This is a genomic window from Nonomuraea sp. NPDC004702, from assembly GCF_053601695.1.
In genome coordinates this window covers 1-26,605 of record NZ_JBSGCE010000032.1, presented here as the reverse complement: position 1 = coordinate 26,605, position 26,605 = coordinate 1, and the positions used below count along the sequence as shown (strand labels likewise).

Annotated in this window: 15 protein-coding genes; 8 read left to right on the top strand and 7 right to left on the bottom strand. The window is 74.5% G+C overall.

Annotated elements, in window-relative coordinates; genetic code table 11:
* Positions 1-42: 42 nt before the first annotated feature.
* Positions 43-3,027: a BTAD domain-containing putative transcriptional regulator gene (locus tag ACWEJ6_RS32525; protein ID WP_452428766.1), complete on the bottom strand. Its 2,985-nt coding sequence runs from the start codon at positions 3,025-3,027 to the stop codon at positions 43-45.
* A gap of 152 nt (positions 3,028-3,179) precedes the next feature.
* The gene (locus ACWEJ6_RS32520) at positions 3,180-9,245 is read right to left on the bottom strand and encodes a phospholipase A2 (RefSeq protein WP_452428764.1); all 6,066 of its coding nucleotides are present in this window, start codon (positions 9,243-9,245) and stop codon (positions 3,180-3,182) included.
* Positions 9,246-9,473: 228 nt separating this feature from the next.
* On the opposite strand from ACWEJ6_RS32520, the gene ACWEJ6_RS32515 reads away from it, so the two are divergent.
* From ACWEJ6_RS32515 to ACWEJ6_RS32495, 5 genes are all read left to right on the top strand, one after another.
* Entirely contained in the window at positions 9,474-11,243 is a 1,770-nt protein-coding gene (locus tag ACWEJ6_RS32515; RefSeq protein ID WP_452428762.1) for an ABC transporter ATP-binding protein, read from the top strand.
* A 53-nt stretch (positions 11,244-11,296) separates the two neighbouring features.
* On the top strand, positions 11,297-13,255 hold the full coding sequence (locus ACWEJ6_RS32510) for an ABC transporter ATP-binding protein (protein ID WP_452428760.1): 1,959 nt from the start codon (positions 11,297-11,299) through the stop codon (positions 13,253-13,255).
* The gene (locus tag ACWEJ6_RS32505) at positions 13,252-13,632 is read left to right on the top strand and encodes a VOC family protein (RefSeq protein ID WP_452428758.1); all 381 of its coding nucleotides are present in this window, start codon (positions 13,252-13,254) and stop codon (positions 13,630-13,632) included. The genes ACWEJ6_RS32510 and ACWEJ6_RS32505 overlap by 4 nt, the downstream gene beginning before the upstream one ends.
* A 141-nt stretch (positions 13,633-13,773) precedes the next feature.
* Positions 13,774-14,577 carry an NAD-dependent protein deacetylase gene (locus ACWEJ6_RS32500; protein WP_397159002.1) on the top strand — a complete coding sequence of 268 codons (804 nt, stop codon included), beginning with the start codon at positions 13,774-13,776 and terminating at the stop codon, positions 14,575-14,577.
* 194 nt (positions 14,578-14,771) lie between these two features.
* Positions 14,772-15,059, top strand: a complete 288-nt coding sequence (locus ACWEJ6_RS32495) for a YchJ family protein (protein ID WP_358300042.1) — start codon at positions 14,772-14,774, stop codon at positions 15,057-15,059.
* Here the strand turns inward: ACWEJ6_RS32495 and ACWEJ6_RS32490 are convergent.
* The 5 genes from ACWEJ6_RS32490 to ACWEJ6_RS32470 form a co-directional block, all read right to left on the bottom strand.
* A complete protein-coding gene (locus ACWEJ6_RS32490; protein WP_358300040.1) occupies positions 15,029-16,093 on the bottom strand; it encodes a DUF917 domain-containing protein in 1,065 nt (354 codons plus the stop codon). The two genes, ACWEJ6_RS32495 and ACWEJ6_RS32490, sit on opposite strands and share 31 nt — an antisense overlap.
* On the bottom strand, positions 16,086-17,603 hold the full coding sequence (locus ACWEJ6_RS32485) for a hydantoinase/oxoprolinase family protein (RefSeq protein ID WP_358300037.1): 1,518 nt from the start codon (positions 17,601-17,603) through the stop codon (positions 16,086-16,088). Before ACWEJ6_RS32485 ends, ACWEJ6_RS32490 begins: the two co-directional genes overlap by 8 nt.
* 76 nt (positions 17,604-17,679) lie before the next feature.
* A complete protein-coding gene (locus tag ACWEJ6_RS32480) occupies positions 17,680-18,999 on the bottom strand; it encodes a purine-cytosine permease family protein (RefSeq protein WP_352329663.1) in 1,320 nt (439 codons plus the stop codon).
* Between the two features lie 110 nt (positions 19,000-19,109).
* Positions 19,110-20,426, bottom strand: a complete 1,317-nt coding sequence (locus ACWEJ6_RS32475; RefSeq protein ID WP_452428755.1) for a hydantoinase/oxoprolinase N-terminal domain-containing protein — start codon at positions 20,424-20,426, stop codon at positions 19,110-19,112.
* Positions 20,423-21,526, bottom strand: coding sequence for a DUF917 domain-containing protein (locus ACWEJ6_RS32470; RefSeq protein ID WP_452428753.1), 1,104 nt, complete (start codon positions 21,524-21,526; stop codon positions 20,423-20,425). The genes ACWEJ6_RS32475 and ACWEJ6_RS32470 overlap by 4 nt, the downstream gene beginning before the upstream one ends.
* A gap of 90 nt (positions 21,527-21,616) precedes the next feature.
* Between ACWEJ6_RS32470 and ACWEJ6_RS32465 the strand changes: the two genes are divergently transcribed.
* The 3 genes from ACWEJ6_RS32465 (at position 21,617) to ACWEJ6_RS32455 (ending at position 26,214) form a co-directional block, all read left to right on the top strand.
* Positions 21,617-23,044 (top strand): PucR family transcriptional regulator, encoded by a 1,428-nt coding sequence (locus tag ACWEJ6_RS32465; protein WP_452428751.1) that lies wholly within the window; start codon positions 21,617-21,619, stop codon positions 23,042-23,044.
* Between the two features lie 131 nt (positions 23,045-23,175).
* Entirely contained in the window at positions 23,176-24,105 is a 930-nt protein-coding gene (locus ACWEJ6_RS32460) for an alpha/beta fold hydrolase (RefSeq protein ID WP_452428749.1), read from the top strand.
* A gap of 102 nt (positions 24,106-24,207) precedes the next feature.
* Positions 24,208-26,214 carry a M14 family zinc carboxypeptidase gene (locus ACWEJ6_RS32455; RefSeq protein ID WP_452428747.1) on the top strand — a complete coding sequence of 669 codons (2,007 nt, stop codon included), beginning with the start codon at positions 24,208-24,210 and terminating at the stop codon, positions 26,212-26,214.
* Positions 26,215-26,605 lie beyond the last annotated feature (391 nt).

The following is a 26,605-nucleotide window of genomic DNA, read 5'->3' as shown; positions in this document are numbered from 1 at the left end:
AGCATGCCCGAGGCGGGGACGGGGACACGAGCGCTCGGATACTCAACCCGTCTGAGGAGAACCGGCAAGCGAGCGAGCCTCCAGCCGGGCCGCGGCCGCGGCCGCCGGGTCGCCCGCCGCCGTGTACGCCTCGGCCAGGCTGTCCAGCGCCCCCGCCAGGAACTCCTGCCAGCCCCGCGCGCGCCACAGGTTCACCGACTCCTCCAGGTGCGCGACGGCCTCCTTCACCCGGCCCTCGGCCAGGTCCACCCCGCCCAGCACCCACAGCGCGTCGGCCCGGTGGTGGGCCAGCCGGTGGGAGCGGCTCAGCAGCTCGGCCGCCTCGGCGACCGCCCTGGCCCGCGGGTCGTGGTGGCCGGCGTACAGCTTGGCCAGGGCGACCAGGCCCATCGTCTCCAGCAGCGGGTCGCGGATCTGCCGGTAGATGGCCAGCGCCCGCACCATGTACTCCAGCCCGGCCTCGAACTCCTTGGCGTGGGCGTGGGCCAGGCCGAGGAACTGCAGGGTCGTGGCCTCGAAGCGGGGGTTGCCGAGCTTGGTGGCCAGGTCGAGGCCGCGCAGCAGGTGGACGATGGCCATCCTGATGTCCCTGGTGCCGTAGGCGACGGCCATGCACACGTGCGCCCTGGCCTCGCCGCCCTGGTGGCCGCTGCGTTCGGCCAGCTCCAGCGCGATGCGGCCCGAGCGCAGGCCCTGCGCCATGTCGCCCCTGGCGGCCTCGCCCCAGGCGCGCAGCACGTACGCGTCGGACAGGCCGCGCCGCTCGTCCAGTTCGGTGAACATGGCGATCAGGCGTTCGGCGCCGTCGTACTGGGCGGCCATGGCGCCGCCGGTCTCGGTCCAGGTGGTGGCGTGCATGAGGCCGCGCCGGATCACTGCCTCGCCCAGCCGGTCGCCGGCGGCCAGGCAGGCGGCCAGCACCCGCTCGTGCAGCGCCCGCCAGTCGTCGAACAGGCCGCTGACGTCGAAGTAGCGCTCGGCGCAGCAGGCGGTGTCCCAGGCGACCTCGGCCAGGCCGAGCGCGCACGCCTGGCGGATCGCCGCGACCAGCGCGGTGCGCTCGGTGTCGAACCAGGCCATCGGGTCCTGCCGGATCTCCAGCGGCGTGCCGTCGGGCGAGCTCCAGCGCGGGGCCGAGCCGTGGATGATGGCCGAGGAGCTGCCCTGGACGCGTTCGGTCGCCTGCTCGGCCAGCGCCAGCCAGCCGCCGAAGGCCCGGCCGAGCGCCGCCGCGACCGCCTCGGGCCGGTCCTCCAGCTCGGCGCGTTCGCGGGCGTACAGGCGGACCAGGTCGTGGAAGCGGTAGCGCGGCTGCCCGGCCGGATCGACGCCGCTGATCAGCACGAGCTGGGTGTCCACCAGCGACTCCACCAGCTCCTCGCCCACCGGCACGGGCAGGTCCAGCAGCGCGCCCGCCACCCATCCGGCGAAGTCGGGCGCCTCCAGCGTGCCGAGCAGCCGGAAGGCCCGCCGCGCGGCCGGTTCCAGCCCCACGTAGCTGAGCGCCAGGCTCGCCCGGACCGCCAGGTCGCCGGTCGCGAACTGGTCGAGCCGCCGCCGCTCGTCCTTGAGCTGCCCGGCCAGCCGGGTCAGCGGCCAGTGCGGCCGGGCCACCAGCCGGGCCCCGGCCACCCGCACGGCCAGCGGGATCCCGTCGGAGAGCCGGACGATCTCCGCCGCCGCCTCCGGCTCGGCCTCCACCCGTCCGGCGCCGGCGATCCTGGCCAGCAGGCGCACGCCCTGCCGCAGGTGCAGCACCGACAGCTCGATCAGGGCCGCGCCGGACAGGCCGCTCAGCCTGGCCCTGCTGGTGATGATGACGGCGCAGCCGGACGTGCCCGGCAGCAGCGGGCGCACCTGCTGCTCGGAGGCGGCGTTGTCGAGCACGATCAGCATGCGCCGCTCGGCCAGGCTGCTGCGGAACAGCGCGGCCCGCTCGTCCACGCTCTCGGGCAGCGTGGAGCGCGGCACGCCGAGCGCGGTGAGGAAGGCGGCCAGCACCTGTCCGGGGTCGGCGGGGCTGGCCTCGGCGCCGTGCAGGTTCGTGTGCAGCTGGCCGTCGGGGTAGTGGCGGGCGATGCGGTGCGCGGCGTGCACGGCCAGCGTGGTCTTGCCGACGCCGCCCATGCCCGCGATCACGCACACCCGCACCTGGCCGGGGCCCTGCGGCGGTTCGTCGCCGAGCAGGGCGGTGAGCTGGGCGAGCTGCTCGCCGCGTCCGGTGAAGTCGGAGATGTCGGTCGGGAGCTGGGCGGGGGAGCGCGCCGCGGGCCCGGCGGCGCCGCCGGGGGCCGGGTCGAGGGTGCCGGTGAGGATGGCCTGGTGCAGGCGGTTGAGCTCGGCGCCGGGGTCGAGGCCCAGCTCGGCGGCGAACACCCGGCGGGCCTCGCGGTAGCTGGCCAGCGCCTCGGCCTGCCGTCCCGACCGGGCCAGGGCGAGCATGAGCTGGCGGCGCGGGCGTTCGCGCAGCGGGTGCTCGGCGACCAGCTCGGTCAGCTCCGCGATGAGCACGGCGTGCAGGCCGCGGGCCAGGTCGGCCTCGATCCGGTGCTCCAGGGCCGCCAGGCGCTCCTCCTCCAGGCGGCGGGCGTGGTCGCGCAGCCCGGCGGTGAGGTTCAGCCCCGCGTAGGCGGGCCCGCGCCACAACGCCAGCGCCTGCCGCAGCAGCGTGGCGGCCTGTTCGTGGTCGCCGCCGGACAGCGCGTCGCCGCCGCGGCCGGCCAGGGTCTCGAAGCGTTCGGCGTCCAGCTCGCCGGGGTGCACGGCCAGGACGAAACCGGCGTCGGTGCGGGTGATGCGGTCCTGGCCGAGCGTCCGGCGGAGCTGGTGCACGTACAGGCGCAGGTTGTCGGCGGCGGTGCGCGGCGGGCGCTGCTCCCACAGGGCCTCGACGAGCGTGGCGGGGGAGACCGGGCGGCCGGCCCGGCACAGGAGCTCGGCCAGCAGGGTGCGCTGCTTGCCGACGCCGAGCGGCAGCGGCCCTTGGTCATCCGAGACGTGAAGCGGCCCAAGTACGGCGAACTCCATCGCGCTCCCCGCAAGGACGTTGGTGCACAAGGAAGATCAAAGCTGCTTCAATGTGCATCAACGTCCGACTCCCGTCAACCCTGCGCCGACCGGGAGAAAAAGGCACCGGCGGGAGCCTTTCGTGGTAGCTCCCGCCGGTGGCTCATCCTAGGTCACGGGTGGCCGAAGGCGACCACCGAAAGGAAGTACGCGTACGCGATGCTGCGACATGTCCCCTTGAAGAAGTAGTGGGAGCAGACGCCCCAGTACAGGACGTAATAGAAGATGTAGTCCACCTGGTACTTGCTGTGGATATACCCCATATTGCGCAGGGCGTACCCGTAGTCGTGCATCATGCACGCCTGGCGGAAGTCGTAGCCGAGCGGCTTGTCGGGTGACTTGGTGCAGTAGTCGTAGTACACGCCGCGCACCCACCAGCCGGCCGGCGTCTTCTTCCAGTGCACGTAACGCCAGCTGCCGTGGTAGTAGGCGTAGCTGACGCCGCAGTGGTTGAAGGCGAAGTGCCAGAAGTTGGTGCACCAGTACCACTTCTTGCCGTCCAGGTCGGCGTTGGAGGTCGGCGACTGGTTGGCGTAGTCGTAGGCGTTGGCGCTGCCGCCCTCCACCGGGTCGGTCTGTAGGAACCGTCCCAGTTTGGGCTGGTAGAGCCGCACGCCCATGAGGATCGTGCCGTCGGGGGTGTCGGCGGCCCGCTCGGCCGCGCCGTGCCAGCCGTAGCGCATCGCGGGCTGACCGGCGCGCGGGTTGCCGAACTCGTCGAAGTCCAGCGCCAGCGGCACGCCGTCGGCGTAGACCACGTTGATGTCGTCGTGCAGGTTCGTCAGCTGCAGCCGCACGTCGCCGGTCGCCGAGGTGACCGCGGCCAGGCCGCCGGAGATGGAGTGCACGTTCCTGGTGACCGCGCCGCCCTCCACGACCCAGGCGGGCGTGTCGTCGTCGGCGTCGAAGTGCTCGACCCGCTTGCCGGCCGCGCTCCACGTGCCGCCGGACAGCTGCTCCAGCGTGGTGGTGTTGCGGCGCAGCTCCGGATCCAGCGTGTACGACTGCCGCACCGCCCCCGACGTCATCTGCCGGACCAGGTCGGTGGTGTAGTACTCCGCCTTCAGCCCGGCCGGCGTGGCCGTGGTGCGGCCGTAGGCGTCGTACTCGTAGCCGGCGTCGGCCAGCCGGTCGCCGCCGTCGTAGGCGTGGTTCTCGGTGACCGCCCCCGAGCCGTCGCAGGCGCTCGTGGTCAGTCCCGTCCTGTTGGAGTTGGCGTCGTAGCCGTAGGCCCGGCGCGAGCACAGGCCGCTCACGGTGTCGTCCACCGAGGCGATCCGGCCCAGCTTGTCGTAGCCGATCTTCTGGGCGGACAGCCCGTTGTGGCTCACCTGCTGGCCGTGGATCGACCAGGTCACCGAGTCGTCCAGCAGCCGCGTCCCCGCCGCCGTCCGGTAGACCCGCGAGACCGGCGCGCCGGACGGGTCCCGGGCGAGGTCGTAGGACAGGCCGCCCGGCAGGCTCTCGTGGCTGATCGAGCCGTCGACGGTGTACGTGGCGGTGAACGTCCCGGCCACCGAGTCGGTCATGGTGGACAGCGCGCCCCGCACGTCGTCGTAGGCGTAGGTGACCGTCGAGGGCGCGCCGTCGGTCTTCCTGGTGATGCGGTCGAGGGCGTCGTACTCGACCCTGGTCACGCCGCCGTCGGCGTCGGTGTAGGACGTCTGGCGGCCCAGCGCGTCGTACTCACGGGTGATCGAGGTGCCGTTGGAGGCCGTGGTCCTGACCCCGCGCCCGGCCGCGTCGTAGGTGGTGCTCACCTCGGGCACCGCCGTCCCGGCCCCGCCGGACACGACGGTCTTCACGATGTCGCCCGCCGGGTTGTACGTGGTCGTCGTGGTCCTGGTCACCCCGTTGGCCGTCTCGGTCACCGACGACACGCGGCCGCCGGGCTCGTAGGCGTACACCTTGGTGACCAGCTCGGCCGGACGGGTGCCGCTGTCGCCGACGCCCGTCTTGGACCTCGTCCGGCACAGCTGCCCGGCCCACTCGGCCTTGCCGCCGCACGCGCCGGCGCCGTCGGCGGTGTAGTACTCGCTGGTCGTGGTGCCCGCGTCGTCGCCCGACGACTTCGGCATCGTGGTGGCGACCACCCGGCCCTCGGAGTCGTACGTGGTCGTCTTGGTGATCGCCAGGCCGCCGGGGTCCTCCACCGTCCTGACGCTCTTGCCGGTGTTCCAGTCGTAGTACGTCCGGCTCGTGCGCACGTCGGCGTCCGAGGTCGCGCCGGGCACGTACGCGCCCACCGCCACCGTCGTGGCCAGGTTCGACACCTTGGCGTCGGCCGGCCGGCCCTCGTCGAAGGTGTTGACCGTGTGCTTCCTGGCCGCGACCTGCGTGCCGTTCAGCGTGACCAGGTGCAGCGGGCCCAGCTCGGAGACCATCCGCTGCCCGTCGGAGCTGTAGGCGGACTCCTCGGCCAGCAGCCGCGCCCGGTCGGCGGGCGAGGCGTTGAGCAGCCCGAGCCGGGTCAGCTCGGCGCCCGCGTCCGGCGTCTGGGCCAGGGCGAGCGCCCTGTTGCCGGCCGACAGCGACAACACCGTGTTGCCCTGCGCGTCGTACTGGCTGGTGGAGACCGCGCCGCCGGGCTCCACCCGGTTGACCGTCTGCCCTGAGGCGTTCAGGTAGGTGATCGTGGCCCGGCCGTAGTCGGAGGCGGCCAGGCCGCCGCGCCCGGTGTGGTTGGCCGGCACCTGGTCGGCCGGGAAGATCGCGGTCGCGTCCACCGGGGAGTCGCTCTGCCCCCAGGCGGCCGTGGCCGTCTCGCTCATCCCGTAGGGCGCCCCCGTCCCGCTGATCGGCACGTCGTAGACCACCGACGTGACCGCGGTGCCGTTCGTCTCGTTCGGCGTGCCGGGCCGCAGCGTCGGGCGGGAGACCGCGAGCAGCATGCCGTCCGCGGCGGTGTCGGCGTTGCCCGCCCTGCCGTAGCCGAACGTCCACGGCAGCTCGCCGGGCGGGGTGTAGCGGTTCACCCGGCCGCCGAGGTCGTAGTCGTAGCGCGTCCTGATGTCGGGGGTGGCCGGGTTCCACTGCTCGCGCAGGCGGCCCAGGTCGTCGTAGCGGTACTCCGACAGGCCCAGCGGCGCGCTCGCGCCGCCCTCCCACAGGCTGATCGCCTTGACCTGCCCGGCCACGTCGCCGAGCTGCGCGCCCGCGGTCGTGGTCGTGGCGTAGTCCAGCTTGATCAGGCGGCAGCCCTGCGGCAGGCTCGCGAGGGTGTCCACGTCGCAGTCGGCCTGCGTGTACGACGGCGCGATGATCTTGACCGGCCGGGCCAGCGCCTTGCCGTCCGAGCCGGTCACCGACTGCCACACGAACGCCGTGCTGCCCTTGCCGCTGGCCGGGTAGACCGCCCGCACCAGGTAGATCGGCGCGGCGGCGTCCACCTTGGCGAACACCGTGCGCTCGGCCGAGTTCGTGTCCGACAGGGTGTAGCGGTCGGCCGCGGCGTCGAAGGTCAGCTTCAGGCTCGCCGCGTCCTGCTGCGGCTCGTACGAGCCGTCGGCATTCTTGGTGAAGGCCACCGCCGAGCCCTCGCCGCTCAGCTCGACCGAGGTGGCGGAGGTGGCCCGGAGCTGGGCGAACGTGCCCTGACCCGACTGGGCGAGCCCGGTCGGCGTCCACTCGGTGCCGAAGATCGCCGCCACGCCGGGCAGCGCCGAGCCCTTGCGCGGGTCACGCGAGGAGAACGAGCGCATCAGGCCGATGCCGTACACGTTGGCGTCCGTGGCGGCCATCCTGAAGTCGCCGGTCAGCGTGTTGACCGAGCCGGGGCCGATCGGCTGGGTGGAGGCGCCCTCGCCGTCCCGGTCCACGACCAGGTCCACCGGCTGGGAGGCGGCCGTGCCCGAGGAGGTGACGAACTCGGCCCTGATCTCGATCGAGCCGTCCTCGGCCAGCGTGTGCGTGGTGTCCCAGACCAGCTCGGGCGAGGCGCCCGCGCTCATCGCCACCGGCCAGGCGACCGCCGAGCCGTCGGACTTCCTGCGCACGTCGGCCGCCGGCACCTGGTGCCAGGAGTCGGCCTCGCCGCGCCGGTAGGAGAAGGTGACCGCGCTCAGCCCTGCGCTACCGGTGGCCGACAGGACCGTCCGGCGGGCGGTGGACTGCCCGTCCTTGGGCGAGGTGACCGCCGAGCCGCCCGCGTTGAACGCGTACGTCGTCGCCTCCGACAGATTGCCCGCCTTGTCCTTGACCCACGCCTTGAGCGTGTGCGGGCCGTCGGCGGGCGGCGTCCAGCTCACCGTGTGCGGCGCGCCGGAATTGGCGGCCGACTGCTGGGCGCCGCCGTCGAACGACCACAACACCGAGGACGCGTCGGCCGAGGCCGGCGTGATGGTGAACTGGCCGGCCTGGCCCGAGCCCTTGGCCCAGGCGTCCTCCGGGTAGTCGTTCGAGGACACCTCGGGAGCGGGCGGCGGGGCGGCGTCCACCGTGAAGGCGAACCACGCCGACCAGGGGCCGTAGTCGGTGCCGTCGTGCGAGCGCACCCGCCAGGCGTACGACGTGCTCGCCAGGGCCGTGCCGGCCTTCCAGGAGGCGGTGGCGCCGTTCGCCACGTTCGCGGCCGAGCCGCCGGTCACCTTGGTCGCGTGGTCGGCCGTCCAGATCTCGAAGTCGGCCCGCTGCGCCTGCCCGTCGGCGTCGCTCACCTTGGCCGACAGCGTCGGCTGCGCCGCGCCCACCACGGCCGGGCTGGCGCACACCGAGCAGGGCGCGACGGCCAGGGCCGACGGCGTGCCCGGCAGCGAGTTGTAGGTGATCGCGATGTTGGGGTTGTTGGCGAAGCGCTTCCAGTAGTAGTTGTCGGTCTCGCTGCCGGCCTTGACCATGAAGGTGACCGACGTGCCGTTCGCGCTCACCACGCTCTGCACCGCGCTGGTGACGTCCCAGCCGACCCAGGCCGCCGGGCAGCTCGACGCGCCGCCCTGACCGGCCGACGACCAGCCGTAGGCGACGTTCTTGGCGCCGATGTTCAGGTTCGAGGCGGGCTGGTTGTTCCACGTCGTGCCCGAGCCGACGGCCGCGGTCCTGTGCAGCTCGACGTTCCGCGCCGAGCAGGACCAGGCCCACGTCTCCTTGATGTTGAACGTGGCCGCCGTGATGTGCTTGCCGGCCAGGCCCGACAGGCCCATGTTGAAGAACGAGCGCCGCTTGTAGCCGCCGCCGTTGCTGGTGCCGGCCGTCGCGTCGTTCGCCGAGTTCCAGTACGCGCTGGTGGGATAGGCCGAGTCCACGTACGTCCAGCCGGACTTGGCCGAGGTGAAGCTCGGGTCGATCGTCACCGGGTAGACCGTGGCGGGGTCGGCCAGCAGCGCGGCGTCGGGGGTGACGCGCAGCTCGCGGCCCGACAGCCGCACGCCCATCCTGGCCCGCCGGCCCGGCTGGGCGGCCAGCGCCGGGGTGGCCGGGTTGCGAGTCATGGCCGACTCGGTGGCGGCGTCCCACATCTCCGGCGCCGCCGAGCCGAACACCGGCTCGCCCTCGGCGTCGAGGATCGAGACGTTGCCGTGCTTGTCGGTCCTGACCTCGCCCTTCTTCACCGACGTGGCGAACGTCAGCTCCTTCAGCGCCGGGTTCGCCGCGGCCTGCCGGGTCTTGACGACGAGCTTCTCGGCGAAGCCGTCCACGTCCGCGGTCAGCACCAGGTCCACGCCCGGCAGCACGTCGGGGTAGGTGGCGGTGGCGCCGTCCAGCACCGGCTCGGGCAGGGAACCGAGCGGCGTGCCGAGCGTGAGGCGGGTGCCCCGCTCGGCGGCGGTGACCAGCGGGCCGTCGCCGCCGCCGGAGAAGCTGTAGGAGACCGCGGCGGCCTTCGGCGCGACCGTGCCGTCCTGGCCCGCCGTGAGCGTCGGGTCGGCGGGCACCCACGCCTCGCCCCGCTTGACCCGGACCGGGCGGTAGCGGTGCTCCTGGGTGACCGTGCCGGCCGGGTTGACGAAGAACTCGTCGGTCTCGGTGGTCAGCGAGGCCGCCCTGATCCGCTTGCCGCAGACCGCGGCGGCCAGCCGGGCGGAGATCTCGGTGGGCATCTCGTCCGGGCAGGCGACCGCCGCCTGCGCCTTGGCGGGCGCGGGCGGGGCGGCCCGCGCGGGAAGCGGCACGAGGGCCGTGGATGTCAGCAACAGGACGACGAGCGGCGGTAAGGGAGTCAGCCGCCTGGGTTTCTTCAACACCGTCCAACCTCCGCGGGGGGTGTAAGGCCGTTCGGTGCTCAGCGTGAGCAGCGGCTGTATAGGCGGCGTATAGATCCCGTAGGCGGCCAAAACCGGTTGCGGCGCGGCGCGGGCGGCTGTTGTACTTCGCGGCGGCACCGATCGCCGGACGAAGGAGCGGATCGATGAGGACAGCGTTCATGACCTCCCAGCACAGGACACCCACCTATTCAGAGGGCATGACGCTTCTTGAGATCCCCGCTCACCAGGACCCGTCCGCAGGCAGCTAGACCCGCCCGGCAGGCCCTGCGCCACCTGCGGCCCGCCCCGCGCGCCGCGCTCGCGCTGGGCGCCGCCACCGCCGCGGCCACCGCGCTGCCGCTGGCCGCGCCGCACGTCACCCGCCGCTTCGTCGACGACGCCGCCGGCGGTGCCGGGCTGCGCCACCTGATCGTGATCGCGCTCGCCTACCTCACCCTGGCCGCCGCCGGTCAGGCCGCCCGCATGGCCGCCGCCTGGCTCGCCGGCCGCCTGGCCTGGGACGGCACCAACCGCCTGCGCGAACACCTGGCCGGGCACGTGCTCGGCCTCGACCTGGCCTTCCACGCCCGCCACTCGCCCGGCGAGCTGATCGAACGCGTCGACGGCGACGTGGCGGCCGTGGCCGAGTTCGTCGTCGCCTTCGTCCTCGACGTCGTGGCCGGGCTGCTGCTGCTGGCCGGCGTGCTCGCCGTCGTGTTCACCGTCGACTGGCGGCTGGGCGCGGCGCTGCTGGCCTACTGCCTGCTGACCGGGCTCGCCATGACGGGCGCGCAGCGGCTCGCCGTGCCGTCGGCGACCCGGTCGCGGGAGGCGAGCGCCGCGCTCTACGGCCACCTCGAAGAGCGGCTGGCCGGAGCCGAGGACCTGCGGGCCAACGGCGCGGGCGGGCACGCGCTCGGCCGCTTCCACCAGGTCGCCGGCGCCTGGTTCCGCGCCGAGTGGCACGGCTCGCGCATCGCGGGCGGCCTGCTCGCGGCCACGAACGTGGCGTTCGCGGCCGGGACCGCGCTGATGCTCGCCCTGGCCGCCTGGCTGCTGGACGCCGGGGCGCTCACGGTCGGCACCGCCGTGCTGCTCTTCCAGTACACCCTGATGATCCGCACGCCGTTCGAGCGGCTGATCGACCAGCTCAGGCAGTTCCAGGGGGCGCTGGCCGGGTTCGCCCGCATCGGCTCCCTGCTGGCCGAGCGGCCCGCGCTGCCCGTCCGCGCCGCGCCCCGGCCGCTGCCCGCCTCGGGCGCGCTCGGCCTGCGGCTGGACGACGTGAGCTTCGCCTACCCCGACGACGGCGAGACCGCGCTGTCGGGCATCACCCTCACCCTGGCCCCCGGCGAACGCCTGGGCCTGGTCGGACGCACCGGCAGCGGCAAGACGACCCTCGCCAAGCTGCTGCTGCGCCTGTACGACCCGACCGGCGGCACCGTCGAGATCGGCGGCCTCGACCTGCGCCAGTGCGACCCGGAGTCGCTGCGCCGCCGGGTCGGCGTGGTCACCCAGGACGTACGGCTGTTCGACGGCAGCGTCCGCGACAACCTCACCCTGTTCGGCGCCCTGACCGACCCCCGCCACGACGACGCTCACCTGCTGGAGGTGCTGGCCGGGGTGGGGCTGGGCGGCCGGCCGGCCGCGCTGCCCGGCGGGCTCGACGGCGAGCCGGGCGGCCTGTCGGCGGGGGAGGCCCAGCTGCTCGCCTTCGCGCGGGCCTTCCTGGCCGACCCCGGCCTGGTGATCCTGGACGAGGCGTCCCGCAGACTCGACCCGGCCACCGAACGGCACGTCGAGGACGCCGTGCGGCGGCTGCTGGACGGGCGGACCGGCGTGCTCATCGCGCACCGGCTCTCCTCGCTGGCGCACGTGGACAAGATCGCCGTGCTGGAACGCGGCAAGCTCGTCGAGTACGGCCGCCGCGCCGACCTGGCCGCCGACCCCGGCAGCAGGTTCGGCCGGCTCCTGGACGCCGCGGGGGTGAGCCGGTGAACGCGCGCCGGGCTCAGGCTCGGCCGGCTCCCGGACCCCGCCGGGACGAGCCGGTGAGCGCGCGCCGGGCCCTGGCGGTGGCGGGCCGCCTGATCGGCTTCGACGTGCGCCTGTACGTGCTGCAGATCCTGCTGTGGCTGCCGGTCCACGTGCTGCCGCTCGGCGGCGGCCTCGTGCTGCGGCAGCTCTTCGACCAGATCAGCGGGCACAGCCCGGCGACGTTGCGGCAGTCGTTGTGGCTGTGCGCGGCGTTCGCGGGCGTCGAGCTGGTCCGCGGGATCGTCCTGGTGTTCGCCTGGTCCTACGGCTCCTACTGGTGGGACGCGGCGGCCACGCTGCTGCGCGCCAACGTCCTGGGCTCGGTGCTGACCGCGCGCGGCCCGGTCGCCGCCCGGCTGCCGCGCTCCCCGGGCGAGTCGCTGGCCCGGCTGCGCGACGACGTGGCCGAGCTGGTCGAGCTCGCCGACGAGTCCGTCCCCCTGGCCGGAGGCGTGCTGTTCGGCGGGGCGGCGCTGGCGGTCATGGTCTCGATCGACCCCGTCGTCACCATGACGCTGGTCGTGCCGATGCTCGCGATCGGCGTGCTGAGCAGGCTCATGGGACGGGTGATCAGACGGCGGCACCAGCGGGCCAGGGAACTGGGCGCGGGCGTGACGGCCTTCGTCGGCGAACTGTTCGGCGGCGTGCTCACGCTGAAGACGGCCGGGGCCGAGCGGGCGGCGCTGGACCGCCTGCGCACGCTCAACGCCCGCCGCCGGGACGCCGCCGTACGCAGCCGCCTGGCCACCGACCTGCTGGAGGCCGCCACGGGCACCACGGTCGAGCTGGGCGTCGGCGTCGTGCTGCTGCTGGCCGCCGGGGCGATGCGGCGCGGCGAGTTCACCGTGGGCGACCTCGCGCTGTTCACCAGCTACGTCGGCTGGCTCACCGCGCTGCCCCGCACCATCGGCTCCATCCTGTACCGCCTGCCCAGGGCGGACGTCTCCGCCGAACGCCTGACCGCCCTGCTCGCCCCCCACCAGGACACCCCCGACCTGACCCGCAACCACCCCCTCCACCTCCGTCCCACCCAACCCCCGGAAGCACCGCCCCCGAGCCGCACTCCGCACCCCCGTCCCACCCCAGGCCCGGAAGGACCGCCCCCGAGCCGCACTGTGCACCCCCGTCCCACTTCGCCCCCACCTGCGGGAAGGTCGCCCCTGAGGCGCGCCCCCCGCCTCTCCACGCCGCCTATGGAGCCGCCCTCGGGCGGGGAGGGGCCGATCGCGCCGACGACGCTGGAGGTGCTGGAGGTGCGTGGGTTGAGCGTCGTGCACCCCGGTGGGCGCGGGGTACACGACGTGGATCTGACGCTCCGGCGCGGCACGTTCAGCGTCGTCACCGGGGCCGTCGGCGCGGGCAAGACCACGCTCGTGCGCGCCGTACTCGGCCTGCTGCCCCTCGACGCCGGGACGATCACCTGGAACGGTCGCCCGGTGCCCGACCCGGGCATGTTCCTGGTGCCGGGACGGGCGGCGTACGCGAGCCAGATCCCGCGCCTGTCCTCGGAGACCCTGCGCGAGAACCTGCTCCTCGGCCTGCCCGCGGGCGACGCCGACCTGGCCCGCGCCCTGGAACTGGCCGCCTTCGAGGACGATCTGGCCGCCATGCCGGACGGCCTGGAGACCGTCGTCGGCCCCCGGGGCGTGCGTCTGTCCGGCGGCCAGGTGCAGCGCGCCACCGCCGCCCGCGCCCTGGTCCGCGCCCCGGACCTGCTCGTCGTGGACGACGTGTCGTCCGCCCTGGACGTCGGGACCGAGAACCTGCTGTGGGAGCGCGTCGCCCGGCACGGCCCCGCCACGCTGCTGGTGGTCTCCTCCCGCCGGGCCGCGCTCGAACGCGCCGACCAGGTGGTCGTCCTCGACCGGGGCCGCGTCGCGGGACGTGGGCCGCTGGGGGAGTTGCTGCGTACGTGTCCCGAGATGCGCAGACTATGGGACGGAGAGCCGATCGAGGAGCGAGGGACCACATGAGGATCGACCGCCTGGACCACTTGGTGCTGACCGTCGCCGACGTCGAGACCGCGGTGCGCTTCTACACCGCGGTGCTGGGGATGGAGGCGGTGACGTTCGGAGATGGGCGGCGGGCGCTGGCGTTCGGGCAGAGCAAGATCAATCTGCATGAGGCGGGACGCGAGTTCGAGCCGAAGGCGGCCCGGCCCGTGCCCGGCAGCGCCGACCTGTGCCTGATCACCGCCGACCCCGTCGAGACGGTCATGGACGAGCTGGCCCGGCACGGCGTCGGGATCGAGGAGGGCCCGGTGGAGCGGACCGGAGCGCTCGGCCCCATCAGGAGCGTCTACCTGCGGGACCCCGACGGGAACCTGATCGAGCTCAGCAACTACCTCTGACCGGGCATCATGGAGGGTGTGCAAGAGACTGCGACGGCACCCGTGACGGCACCTGTGACGGCACCTGTGACGGCACCTGTGACGGCACCTGTGACGGCACCCGTGACGGCATCCGTGACGGCATCCGTGACGGCGCCGGCGATGGCGTCGCTGGCCGAGCTGGTGGCCGGTGGCGGTGTCGTGGTGCTCAGCGGGGCCGGGCTGTCCACCGAGTCCGGCATTCCCGACTACCGGGGCCCCACCGGGCGGTCCCGGCGTGCCGAGCCGATGACGTACCAGCGCTTCACCGGCAGCGCCGAGGCGCGCCGGCGCTACTGGGCGCGCAGCCACGTCGGCTGGCGGCAGATCGGCCGGGCCGCACCCAACGCCGGCCATCGCGCGGTGGCCGAGCTGGAGCGGCGCGGCCTGCTGGCCGGCATCGTCACCCAGAACGTCGACGGGCTCCACCAGGCCGCCGGGGCGCGCCGGGTGATCGAGCTGCACGGCGGCCTCGACCGCGTCGTGTGCCTGTCGTGCCGCGAACGCACCCCGCGCGCCGAGCTGGAACGCCGCCTCAGCGCGGCCAACCCGCGCTGGGCCGCCGAGGGCCGCGTCAACCCCGACGGCGACGCCGCCCTCACCGACGCCCAGGTCGCCGGGTTCCAGGTGGTCGACTGCGTCTCGTGCGGCGGTCTGCTCAAGCCCGACGTGATCTTCTTCGGCGAGAACGTGCCGAGGGATCGGGTGGCGGAGTGCTTCGCACTCGTGGGCGGGGCGCGCTCGCTGCTCGTGCTGGGGTCGTCGCTGGCGATCAGGTCGGGGCTGCGCTTCGTCACCAGGGCCGCCGAACTCGGGCTGCCCGTCGCCATCGTCAACCAGGGCCCGACCGGCGCCGACGCCGACGCCGCGCTCCTGCTCGACGCCCCGCTCGGCGCCACCCTGACCGAGCTGGCCGCCCGCCTCTGACCCGCACGCCGGTAGCGGGCGGAGCGCAAGGCTGACCCCACGCGCGCACCGGGCGGAGCGCAAGGCGGCGCGGGGGCGGCACAATGGGGGGCATGCCTCCTCGTCCATGCCCCTGCGGTCTGCCCGCGTCCTACGCGGACTGCTGCGGGAGATACCACCGCGGTGAGGGGTCGGCCCCCACCGCGGAGTCGCTCATGCGGTCCAGGTTCAGCGCGTTCGCCGTGGGCGACGAGGCCTATCTCATGGCCACCTGGCATCCCGCCGACCGCCCGGCCCGCCTCGACCTCGACAGGAAGGTCGCGTGGACGGAGCTGGAGGTGCTGGAGAGCACCGGCGGCAGCCCCGTCCACACCGAGGGCACCGTGCGGTTCCGCGCCCACTTCGTCAACCGGCGGGTGCCGGGCGTGCTCGACGAGCACAGCAGGTTCGTCCGGCTGGACGGCCGCTGGGTCTACGCCGGGGTCGTGGCCGGCGGCCGGTAGTCGCAGTCGTAGCCGAAGTACCGCGGCCCGGCCAGTTCCAGGCCGCCCGGCGAGGTCCAGCGCGGGTCGCAGGGCACGGCGATGACCGTGACGCGCAGGCCGTAGCGCATGGCCTCGGTGGTGACCGGCTCGCCCGAGTCGGTGTCCAGCACGCAGATCAGGTCGGGCGTGGTGGCCACGATCTCGCCGTCCCGGCGGGCCAGCAGGTGCTCGTTCTGGAAGCTGAGCTCCAGCGTGCCGGTGCCCTCCAGACGGGCCTGGCCGCGGGCGAAGCCGCCGGTGGTGCGGCGCTCGACGTCCACGACCTTGCCGGTGAACAGCTTCAGGCCGCCCAGCACGTCCAGGGCCGCCGCCACCGGGTCGGCGTGCCCGGCGCGGGCCAGCCGCACGGCCCGGCCCAGGTCCTCGGCCAGCGTCAGCGTGGCCGGCACCAGACCGTCGCGCAGCTGGTCGCCGCGCATGACGGTGTCGGCGCAGGAGACCTGGCAGCCCATCTGCACGCACGCCGCCCTGGCCAGGCGCTCGGCCCACACGTTGGACACCGTCTCCAGCACCAGCGTGTTGCCCTTGTCGTCGGCCAGCGCCATCGGCGTGTTCGGCACGCCGATCAGCGTCGGCAGCACCATCTGCGCCTCGGGGAAGGCGCGGCCCATCGCGTCGCCGTCCACGATCGGCAGGCCCGCCTGCGCGGCGGCGGCGATCGGGATCATCGAGTTCACGCCGCCGACCTCGATGGGCACGATGTGCGTGGCCGGACGGCCGAGCACCGCCTCCAGGGCGCGCAGCGCGGTCAGCTCCTCGGTGCCCGCCGGCAGCTTCTCCAGCAGCACGGTCGGCGCCCCCATGCCCGAGACCGCCACGACGGTCGCGTCCGCGGGCACCTCGTCGATGGCCACCAGCGGCACGGGACCGTGCCTGCGGATGGCCTCGCGGGCCAGCAGCTTGCCCACGTACGGGTCGCCGCCGCCGCCGGTGCCGAGGATCCCGGCGCCGCGCGCCATGTCGTCCAGCCGGTCGATTCCGATCTCACGCATCGATCTTCTCCAGGTCCAGGTCGCCGACGGCCTTCACCCTGATCCGGGTGGCGTCGCCGGGCAGGTAGGCGAGCGGCAGCTCCTCCACGTCCACGATCCGCACGCTGCCCGCGCGGGCGCCGCCGCGCTCGGCGCGGATGATCGCCTCGCTCTTGGCCTCCTCCAGGATGCGCTCGCGGGGGCCGGAGAAGACCCGGTCCACCTCGCCGCCGACCTGGGCGATGGCCGCGCCGACCGCGTTGGCCACCTCGAAGTGCGCCGGGCGGCGCACGTCGTCGAAGCCGGGCAGCTCCTGGATGAGCACGCTGCCGCCGCCGACCAGCACGACGGGCAGCGGCGCGGACGAGGTGCGCATGCGGTCGACCGCCTCCGAGACGCGCTCGGCGATGAGCTTGAGCGGGCGCTGCGGGTCGACGTGCGCGACCCTGTCGCGGTCGCCGATGTCGGCCAGCCCGGCGGCCACGGCCAGGTCGGTGGCGGTCAGCGTGCCGCCGCCGAACACCAGCGCCTCCTCGGTCAGCCGGTAGCCGACGCTGCGCGGGCCGGTGGTGCCGTCCTCGGCGACCAGCGAGCCGCCGCCGATGCCGATCGACAGCACGTCGGGGATGCGGAAGTTGGTGCGCACCTCGGCGACCAGCGCCTCGCCGGCGGCCTCGCGCGGGAACCCGCCGACCAGGATGCCCACGTCGGACGTGGTGCCGCCGATGTCCACCACCGCGCAGTCGGTCAGCCCCGACAGGTACGCCGCGCCGCGCATCGAGTTCGTCGGCCCCGACGCGAACGTGGCCACCGGGTAGCGGCGGGCCTGGTCCACGTCCATGAGGGTGCCGTCGTTCTGGGACAGGAACAGCGGCGCGTCGATCCCGGCCACCCGCAGCGCCTCGCCGAAGGCGGCCACGGTCCGGCCGGCCAGCGGGCGCAGGGCGGCGTTCACGATCGTGGCGTTCTCCCTGGCCAGCAGGCCGACCCGGCCGATCTCGCAGGACAGCGACAGGTGCACCTCGGGGCCCAGCTCGGCGGCCAGAATCTGCGCGGCCTCGCGCTCGTGGGCGTCGCTGACCGGGGAGAACACCGAGGAGATCGCGACCGTGCGCAGGCCGCGCCGCCTGATGTCGGCGGCGACGCCGCGCAGCTCGTCCGGGTCGAGGGGGGAGATGGGGGCGCCGTCGTACTCGCAGCCGCCGTGGCACAGGTAGACCGCGCCCTCGACCGCCTGGCGCAGGCGGTCGGGCCAGTCCACCAGCGGCGGCAGCGCGGCGGTGGCGGGCAGGCCGAGCCGGACGGCCGCGACCGGCTCCAGCCGGGCGGCCTCCACCAGGGCGTTGACGAAGTGGGTGGTGCCGATCATCACCGCGGACACCCGGGTGGCGCCCAGGCCGGCCAGGGCCGCGGCGACGCCGCCCGTGACGTCCGCGGTGGTGGGGGACTTGACGGTGGCCAGCACCTGGCCGTCGTCGCCGATGAGGGCGGCGTCGGTGTTGGTGCCGCCCACGTCGATGCCGATACGCATGAAGGAGGACTCTCTTCTCGGACGGTGAGCGCGGGCCGCGCGACTCTCGGACGGTGAGCGCGGGGCCGCGCGACTCTCAGACGGTGAGCGCGGGCCGCTCGACGGGGACCTCGCGGGTGCCGCGGACCAGGCCGAGCCGGCCCGCGACGACGTAGCCCAGGCCCGCGAGGATCAGGGAGTTCAGGGCGGGGATGCCGATCCACTGGTAGTGGTCGCTGAGCCAGCCGACCAGCGCGGCGGCGGCCCAGATGACCAGCGTGGCGGGCACCCACGTCGGCTCGGTCTCGGGGAGCGTGCCGGTGGCGCGCGAGGCGTCCAGCACCGGGCGCCAGCGGCGCACCACGAAGTACTCGGCGACCATGATCCCGGCGACGGGGGGCGTGATGACGCCGAGGATCAGCAGGAAGTCGGTGAAGCGTTCCAAAATCCCGGCGGCGGCCAGCACGCTGCCCAGGACGCCGATGCCGATGGTGACGGCGACCCGGTTCAGCCGCACCCCGACCGTGGACTCCACGGCGTTGAGCAGGCCGAGCGCGGCGGAGTACAGGTTCCAGTTGTTGATCTTCACGGTGGCCGAGATGAGGACGATGACGCCGATCACGCCGGAGGAGGCCGTGATGATCGCGATCACGTCCGAGGACTTGACCGCGTAGGCCAGCAGCACGCCGGCCAGGCCGAGCACGTACTCGCCGAGGGAGATGCCGACGAGGGTCTGCTTGACGACGTCGCCGGTGTTGCGGTTGAACCTGGTCATGTCGGGCGTGGTCACCGCGCCGATGATGTAGGAGCCGGCCACGATGGTGGCGCCGGTCGCGATGCTGATCGGCTCGCCGAACGGCGGCGAGGCCACCAGCGACCCCAGGTCATGTCGCGAAATTTCCACCCACATTGCCCAGCCGGCCAGGCCGAGGAACGCCGGCACGGTGATGAACGCCGTCATCCCCATCGCCTTGAACCCGCGGATGACCAGCAGCGTCACGCCGATGCCGGCGATCATGGCCCACGCCCAGAGCGGCAGCCAGGACATGATCGAGTGCAGGCCCGAGGCGAACACCGCGGTCTGCACGCCGAACCAGCCGAACAGGCTCAGAGCGATGATCACGCCGATGATCGTGGAGCCGTACCGGCCGAAGCCGGTCCAGCGGGCCAGCATGGAGGTGGACAGGCCCTCGCGCATCCCGGCGATGCCGACGAAGATGCACACCACCTCCAGGATCACCGAGCCGAGCGTGAACGCCCAGAACGCCCCCCAGAACGACAGCCCGGCGCCGAGCGTGGCGCCCAGCAGGAACTGCGTCAGGTCGGAGAGCTGGCCGAACCGCTGCACGGCCACGTTGAACCAGGAGTAGCGGGCGGCCTGCGGCACCCGCTCCAGGGGGTAGTCGGAGTCGGTCATGGTGGTCTTCCTTCGCGTCGGGGGGTCGTGGCGGGGGCTCACGAGCGGGGGCTCACGAGCAGGCGGTCACAGGGCTGGTCTCAGAGCATCGGGGCTGTTCACAGCGGCGGTCACAGGAGCGAGGGCGGCCCGGCGGCGCGGGCGCGCAGCCGGACGAACGGGCCGGGCAGGTAGGCGAGCGGGATCTCCTCCACCCCGATGACCCGCACCCGCCGCGGATCGGCCCCGGCGCGGACGGCCGCCGCCCTGGCCTCCTCCGCGACCGGTTCGAGCGCCGCCGCCAGCGCCGAGCGGTCCGGCAGGCGGACGATGCGCTCGTACTGGCCGCCGACCGGGCTGACCGCCGCGCCGATGGCGCCGGCCGCCGGCCCGTGCTCGGGATGCAGCCCCTCCGGCACGGCGTGCTCACCGCCGCCCACGACCACGAGCGGCAGCAGCCCGGCGCCCGGCTGCACCCGGTCCACGGCCTCGGCCAGCTCGGTCGGGTCGACCGGCCGCGGCACCCTGATCAGCCCGGGGATGCGCAGCCCGACGGGCACGCCGCCGATGTCCGCGCCGCCCACGGCCTCCTCCGGATAGCCGCCGGCCAGCACGCCGACCCGGACGCGGGTGGCGCCCACGTCGGCGACCACCGCGTCACCGAGCCCGGTCAGCGCGCCGGCGCCGCGCAGCACGCTCGCCGGGCCGCTGCCCAGGCTGAGCCCGGGATGGCGGGCCAGGTGCTCCAGGCTCATCAGCGTGCCGTCGCCGCGGGTCACGAACACCGCCGCCCCCGGGCACAGGCCCGCCAGCGCGGTGGCCAGCCCGCCGGAGACCGCGCCCGCGAACCCCGACAGGGCGGCGTCCAGCACGGTCGCGTTCTCGCGTTCCAGCAGGCCGAGCGAGCCGAGGTCGGCCGACAGCGCGATCGGCACGCCCTCGCCCAGCTCCGCCCGGACGATCTCGGCCGCCTCGCGCTCCTGCTCGCCGTCCAGGGGCGAGAACAGGCCCGCGACGGCGACGGCCTGCGCGGTGCCGGCCACGCCCGCGGCGAAGCGGGCCACGGCGTCGCGGTCGAGGGGCGTGCGGTCCTCGCGGTCGAGGCCGCCGCCGCCGTCCACGACGGCGGTGCCGGCGTTCACCGCGGCGCGCAGGTCGGGCGGCCAGCCGGACAGCGGGCGCACCGCGGTCGCCGACACGCCCGCGATGCGCAGCACGGCCACCTTGCGCAACCCCGACCGCCTGGTCACGGCGGTGGCGGCGCCACGCAGGCCGACGGCGACCTGGGCCGGCTCGCCGTCCATCGGCAGGCGGGCCAGCGCGGCGCGCACGCCGGCCACCGGGTCGCCGGGGATCGACGCGATCTTGACGGTGGCCAGCACCCGGCCGTCGTCGGCGACGACGGCCGCGTCGGTGTTGGTCGGCCCGACGTCCACCCCGGCCCTCACGTCCCCGCCTCCCGCTCGGCGGACCCGTGGGGCCTGGAAGACCCGGTGGACGCGGTGGGGGAGGGGCTGAAGGCCGTGCCCGCCGGGGTTTCCGGCGTCGCGGGGACGGGGGGCGCCTGCGGTGGGGGAGGGGTGGGAAGGCCGGTGAGACCGAACGCGGCCGGCCCGGCCAGCCGCAGCCCCTCGGGGGTGTGCCAGACCGGGTCGCAGGGGACGCGCACCACGCTGACCCGCAGCCCGTACCGGACCTGCTCGGCCTGCACGACCTCGCCCGTGCGCGTGTCCAGCATCGCGATCACGTCGGGCACCACGGCCAGCGGCACGCCGTCCTCGACGACGGCCAGGAACTCGCTGCCCGCCTGGACGCGCACCAGCCGCCCCTGGTCGTACCCGAGCCCTTCGACCAGGATCGACCCGGCCGTCTCGGCGACCTTGCCGGTGACCAGCGGGTCGGGCAGCCGCGTCCCGAGGCGCACGGCCCGGGTGACCGAGCCGAGCGCGGTGGCGCCGGCCACCTGGTCGCCGCGCATGATGTACTCGCTGGTCGCGACCTGGCCGCCGAACGCCTCCAGCGACGCCCGTACCAGCCGTTCCAGCCAGCCGCCGGTCACCCGGTCGACGACGACGGTCCGGCCGCGCTCGTCGCACAGCACGGCCGGGGTGGGCGCGATGCCGCGCAGCTGCATCACCGTCTGGTCCATGCGGGGGAAGGCGCGGCTCATCCCGTCGGCGTCCACCAGCGGCAGGCCGACGCGGGCCGCCCAGGCCACCGCCAGGCAGCCGTTGGCGCCGCCGATCTCGCTGGCCAGCACCGCGCCGACGGGCGCGCCGTACAGCTCCTCGATCTTGTCGCGCAGGTAGACGGGCTCGTCGGTGCCGCCGACGCGCTCGGACATGACGGCCGAGGAGCCCGCGGTGCCCACGGGCATGACCAGCAGCTCGGGGTCCAGCTCGGCGGGCTGCACGACGCGTACCGGCCCGTGGTCCTCCAGCGCCTGCAGCGCCGCGGCGCGGGCGATGGTCACGGGACCGCCGCCGCCCGAGCCCAGCACGGCGCAGCCGCGGGCGAAGGCGGGCAGCAGCCCGGTGTCGATGTCCATGCTGTCGAGGTTACGAAGCCGCAGGTCGAGGGCGGTTGTTCCGGCCGCACCTTTTTGCCGGGCTTCGTGTGCCGATGGCACACTGATGGCATGTTCCTGCTGGAAGAGCTGCGTCCGCTGGCCGGGCCGGAGGCGCCGGCGGCGGCCTCGGGCGTGCGCCTGGTGGAGGACCTGGGCGGGATCGCGGGCCAGCCGCCGGGGTCGGTGCTGGTCCTGACGGGCGCGGCCTCGCGGCAGGCGGCCGGCTACCGGCTCGACGTCGCGCTGCGCGACGCCGCCGCGGCCGGCGCCGTGGCACTCGTGCTCACCGCCGAGGCCGGGCGGGCCCTGGAGGCCCTGGAGGCCGCGGTGGACCGGAGCGCCGCCGCGCTGGCCGAGCGCGGCGGGGTCGCGCTGCTGGCGGCCGCCGGCGGCGACCTGGCGGAGCTGGTGGTGGCCCTTGACCGGGCCATCGCGGGCGACGCCGCCGAGGCGCTGGTCCGTACGGCGCGCGCCGCGGAGGCCGTGGCGGGGGCGGGCGGCGTCCCCGAGCGCATCGCCGAGGCGGCCGGCGCGGCTCTCGGCCGTCCCGTCCGGGCCGACGGCGGCGCGTTCACCGCCCAGGCCGGCGGGCCCGCCGGCACGCACTTCGACCGGGCCGCCGGGATCGTGCTCAGGGTCGCCGCCCTGGCCGCCGCCGCGGGCCCGTCCGACGAGCTGCCCGGACGGTCCCGCGCCCAGCTCCTCACCGAGCTGCTGGTCGCCCCCGAGAACCAGGCGCAGGAGCTGGCCCCCCGCGCCAGGGCCCTCGGCCTGCCGATCGACGACTGGCACGTCGTCCTGCGCCTGGAACCCGCGAAGGACCCCGCGAAGACCCCGGACGCCGCCGCCGACGGCCCGGCCGACGGCGGCCAGGAACGCTACGCCCTGCTGGAGACCGCCGCCTCGCGGGCCGTGCGCGCGGCCCGCGAGCTGGGCGGCGCCGCCTGGAACGCCGCGCTCGCCGGCGACGCGCTGATCGTGGTCCGCAGCCAGCGGCGCGACCAGGGCAGGGCGGGACTGCGCGAGGCCGTGCGCGACGCCGCCCGCCTGCTCGAACGGGTCCGCCCGGCGGGCGCCGAGCTGCGCTGCGGGGTCAGCACCGCCCATCAGGGCCTGGTCGGCCTGCGCACCTCCGCCTCCGAGGCGCGTACGGCCCTGCGCCGCAGCACCCTGCCGCTGGCCACCTACGACCTGGCCGGCCTCGACCGGATGCTGGAGGAGTGGTACGCCTCCGACGCCGCCCAGCACGCCGTCAGGGAGCTGCTGCAACCGATCCTCGACCTCGGCGGCGAGCGGGCCGCCCACCTCCTGGCCATCCTGCGCGCCTACCTCGACCACAACGGCTCGCCCGCCCGCGCCGCCGAGGAGCTGCACCTGCACCGCAACGCCGTCAGCAGGAACGTGCGCCGCATCGAGACCCTGCTCCAGGCCGACCTCGCCGACCCGCGGCAACGCCTGGCCCTCCAGCTGGCCTGCCGCGCGGCCTCCTCCCGCTGAACGACGGCCCTCCAGGACCTCCCTCCGCGGCCTCCTCCCGCTGAACGACGGCCCTCCAGGACCCCGCTCCCAGCCCGCGTTCGCCCGCCAGGACGAGGAAACCCGGCGGCCGGCTCCCTAGATTCGGTGGCATGACAAGAGCGCGGCGGATGGCCGCCTGGTGCGCGGGGCTGCTGCTGATGGCCGCCTGCGCGGGGCTCGGCTACGAGACCGCCGCCCGGCGCGGCGACGCCACGCGCCACCCGCCCCCGGGCCGCCTGGTGAACGTCGGCGGCCACCGCCTGCACCTGCGCTGCACGGGGTCCGGCGGCCCGGTGGTGGTGCTGGAGGCGGGCCTGGTCGAGTCGAGCGCGAGCTGGGAGGTGGTCCAGCGGCGGCTGTCGGCCGGGCTGCGCGTGTGCTCCTACGACCGGGCCGGCTACGCCTGGAGCGAGGAGGGTCCAGGGCCGCGAACGGCGGGCCGCGCGGCGGGGGAGCTGCGCGCGCTGCTCGCCGCCGCGGGCGAGCCCGGCCCGTACGTCCTGGCCGGGCACTCCTACGGCGGCCAGATCGTCCGGCTGTTCGCCGCCCGGTACCCGGAGGTGACGGCGGGCCTGGTGCTGATCGACGCCACCGACGAGGAGGCGGTGACGGCCATGCGGGTGTCCCGGCCGCTGCTGGCCGTCCAGCTCACCGCCGACCAGGCGCTGGCCAGGATCGGCCTGCTCCGGCTGGCCGGGGATCTCCTGGTGCCCGGCGACGCCACCCCGGCGGCGCGCGCCGCCGCCCCCGTCGTCTACGGGCCGGGCACCATGGCCGCGGCCAGGGCCGAGGCGTGGGCCGCGCCGGACAGCGCGCGGGAGGTCGCCGGGACGGCGCAGGGGCCGGGCGGGCCGCCGGTCGTGGTCGTCATCCCGTCCGGCGGGCCGCGCAGCGCCCTCGACCAGGCCCGGCGGGTGGCCGCCCGGTCCACGCGCGGGCGGGTGGTGGTGGCCGCCACCTCCGAGCACTACGTGCAGTATCGGCAGCCCGATCTGGTCGTCACGGCGATTCGGGACGTCGCCGCCTCCACAGAAAGGTGAAACTGGGTCTTGCCGGTCGGGTCAAGTCGGCTTTCAATGATCGGGATACCGGTGATCCTGGAGGAGCCGATGCGTGGCTTGAGGGCGTCCGCAGTCATTCTGATGATCGTCGTCTCGACGTTCCTCGCCTCCGGGCCGTCGTCGCTGCCGGCGGTGGCGGGGCCGGCCGATCCCGAGCCGGCGTCGCTGGTCACGCTCTCCGTGCCCGACAGGGCCGCGATGGAGCGGCTGGTCGCGTCCGGCGCCGACCTGACCGAGCGGGTCCGTCCGCAGGCCGACGGCAGCGTCCAGGTGGACGCCGTGCTCACGGCCGGCAAGCTCGCCGAGCTGCGGGCGATCGGCGTGGGCCTGGCGTCCGGCACGCCGCCCGCCGCCCGGCAGGCGCCGTCCGCCACCGCCGCGCAGGACCAGATCGTCATCGAACGGGCCGTCTGGTACAAGTCCCGCGACGGGTACTTCCTGTCGGTCGAGGCCAGCAGCAGCGCGGGCGAGACGGCGGCCCTCACCGCCACCTGGACGGGCCGCGGCGGCGCCACCGGCCAGGTCGCGATGGTCCCGTACGTCGACGCCGGCGCCTACCTGGGCCACCAGTTCAGCACCCCCGCCCCGGTGCCGGCCGAGCCGCAGCGCGTCACGGTCACCTCGGCGACCGGCGGCACGGCCGAGGCCCGCGTCCGGGAATGGCCCGACGGGGACCGTCCCGACCACCGGGCGCCGGGCTACCAGAAGGACTTCGTCACCCAGTACATGCCGCCCGCCCAGCTCAACGAGCGCATCCAGGCCCTGCACCGGCGGTACCCGTCGCTCACCGACGTCATCCCGCTGCCCAACCTCACCAACGGCTACCGCCGCCACGCCCAGGCGCTGATCGGCACGCCGCCCGGCGCCGCGATCGTGGTCACCTCCGACGCCTACGGCTCCGAGGGCGGCAACGACCTGTCCGTCGAGCTGGCCGCCCCGGGCGCGCCGGACCGGCCGCTCCAGGTGAGCGTGGCCCGCAAGCAGGTCACGGTGAGCCTGGCCACCGACGGCTCCGGCACGCCGGTCAGCACCGCCGCCCAGGTCGTCGCCGCGATCAACGCCGCGCCGGGCACCGGGCTGAAGGCCGCCGCCTACCGCACCGACCCCGGCGCCGGCGTCATGGCGGCGGCCGCCGCCACCCGGCTCACCGACTCGCTCAAGGCGCCCGCCGACGTCTCCCGCAAGCCCATGCGGGTGCTGGCGCTGCGCGTCGGCGTCCACCGTGACGGCTCGCGCACCGGCGTGCTGGCCTACGCCCAGGAGCACGCCAGGGAATGGGTGGCGCCGCTGGTCACCGTCGAGGCCGCCGAGCGGCTGCTGCGCAACTACGCCCGCGACCCCGCCACCCGCAGGCTGCTGCAGCGCACCGACATCTTCATCGTCCCCACCGTCAACCCCGACGGCGCGAACTACAGCTTCTACGACTTCAACGGCCAGCGGAAGAACATGACCAACCACTGCCCGGCCGCGCAGTCCGACCCGGCGCAGCGCAACACCTGGGGCGTGGACGTCAACCGCAACTACGCCGTCGGCTCCCTGTCGGACGGCTACTTCGGCGCCTCGGCCAACTGCCAGAGCGGCACGTACGCCGGTCCGGCCGAGCACTCGGAGCCGGAGAGCCGCAACGTGATGTGGCTGGCCGAGACGTACCGCAACATCCGGTTCGCCATGAACGTGCACAGCTACGGCGGGTACTTCATGTGGCCGCCCGGGGCGTACAAGCTCGACGGCCGCGTGGCGCTGCCCAGGCCGAGCGCCCAGGAGGAGGCGTACTTCATGCGCTCGGCCCGCACGATCGAGCAGGCCATCGCCGCCGAGCGCGGCACGGTCATCTGGCCCCAGCAGACCGGGCCGGTGACCGACGTGCTCTACTCGGCGGCCGGCAACTCCGCCGACGAGCTCTGGTACGACCACGGCGTCTACGGCTGGGACTTCGAGGTCGGCGCCGACCTGTGGAACCCGACGGCGCGGACGTGGGAGGGCGTGGGCTTCCAGCCGCCGTTCGAGGAGGGGCACGCCGAGGCGATGGAGTTCGCCGCAGGCCTGATCTCGCTGGTGGGGGTGGCGGCCGACTACCGGAGGCCGTGACCGCCGCGCGGCTCATGCCCAGGTCATGGCGTTCGCGGGGGCCGGGAATGCCCGCGCGTTGCCCGGGGTTTACATACGGACACCCCGCGACAGTGACCTGGGCTTTTGCCCATGTTGGCGTCGCTTGCCCGGGGTTTACGGTTCAGGGGTAGATCTTTGCCCGTTTTAGGGTGTTTGGTTTGTGTTTGTCCGTTTCTTGGGTTAGTGTGTACCTATTGGCGGGTGAGTGGCCCATCTGGGTCCGCCCCCATTGCGCTCCACGTAGCGACCGATGGCGTTTGTGCCCGGCTACGGCGTTCATGTCTTGTCTGAGTCAAGCGAGCGCATGCCCCCCTGATGATCGATGTCACCAAGGAGACTGCTGATGACTGCTCGCCTGCGTTCTTTCGCC

Bases quoted from the DNA above. Each gene is read 5' to 3' on its own strand.
- ACWEJ6_RS32500 (WP_397159002.1), top strand. From the start codon at position 13,774: ATGGCGTCGCTGGCCGAGCTGGTGGCCGGTGGCGGTGTCGTGGTGCTC.
- ACWEJ6_RS32505 (WP_452428758.1), top strand. From the start codon at position 13,252: ATGAGGATCGACCGCCTGGACCACTTGGTGCTGACCGTCGCCGACGTC.
- ACWEJ6_RS32495 (WP_358300042.1), top strand. From the start codon at position 14,772: ATGCGGTCCAGGTTCAGCGCGTTCGCCGTGGGCGACGAGGCCTATCTC.
- ACWEJ6_RS32480 (WP_352329663.1), bottom strand. From the start codon at position 18,999: ATGACCGACTCCGACTACCCCCTGGAGCGGGTGCCGCAGGCCGCCCGC.
- ACWEJ6_RS32490 (WP_358300040.1), bottom strand. From the start codon at position 16,093: ATGCGTGAGATCGGAATCGACCGGCTGGACGACATGGCGCGCGGCGCC.
- ACWEJ6_RS32470 (WP_452428753.1), bottom strand. From the start codon at position 21,526: ATGGACATCGACACCGGGCTGCTGCCCGCCTTCGCCCGCGGCTGCGCC.
- ACWEJ6_RS32460 (WP_452428749.1), top strand. From the start codon at position 23,176: ATGACAAGAGCGCGGCGGATGGCCGCCTGGTGCGCGGGGCTGCTGCTG.
- ACWEJ6_RS32485 (WP_358300037.1), bottom strand. From the start codon at position 17,603: ATGCGTATCGGCATCGACGTGGGCGGCACCAACACCGACGCCGCCCTC.
- ACWEJ6_RS32455 (WP_452428747.1), top strand. From the start codon at position 24,208: ATGATCGTCGTCTCGACGTTCCTCGCCTCCGGGCCGTCGTCGCTGCCG.
- ACWEJ6_RS32525 (WP_452428766.1), bottom strand. From the start codon at position 3,027: ATGGAGTTCGCCGTACTTGGGCCGCTTCACGTCTCGGATGACCAAGGG.
- ACWEJ6_RS32465 (WP_452428751.1), top strand. From the start codon at position 21,617: ATGTTCCTGCTGGAAGAGCTGCGTCCGCTGGCCGGGCCGGAGGCGCCG.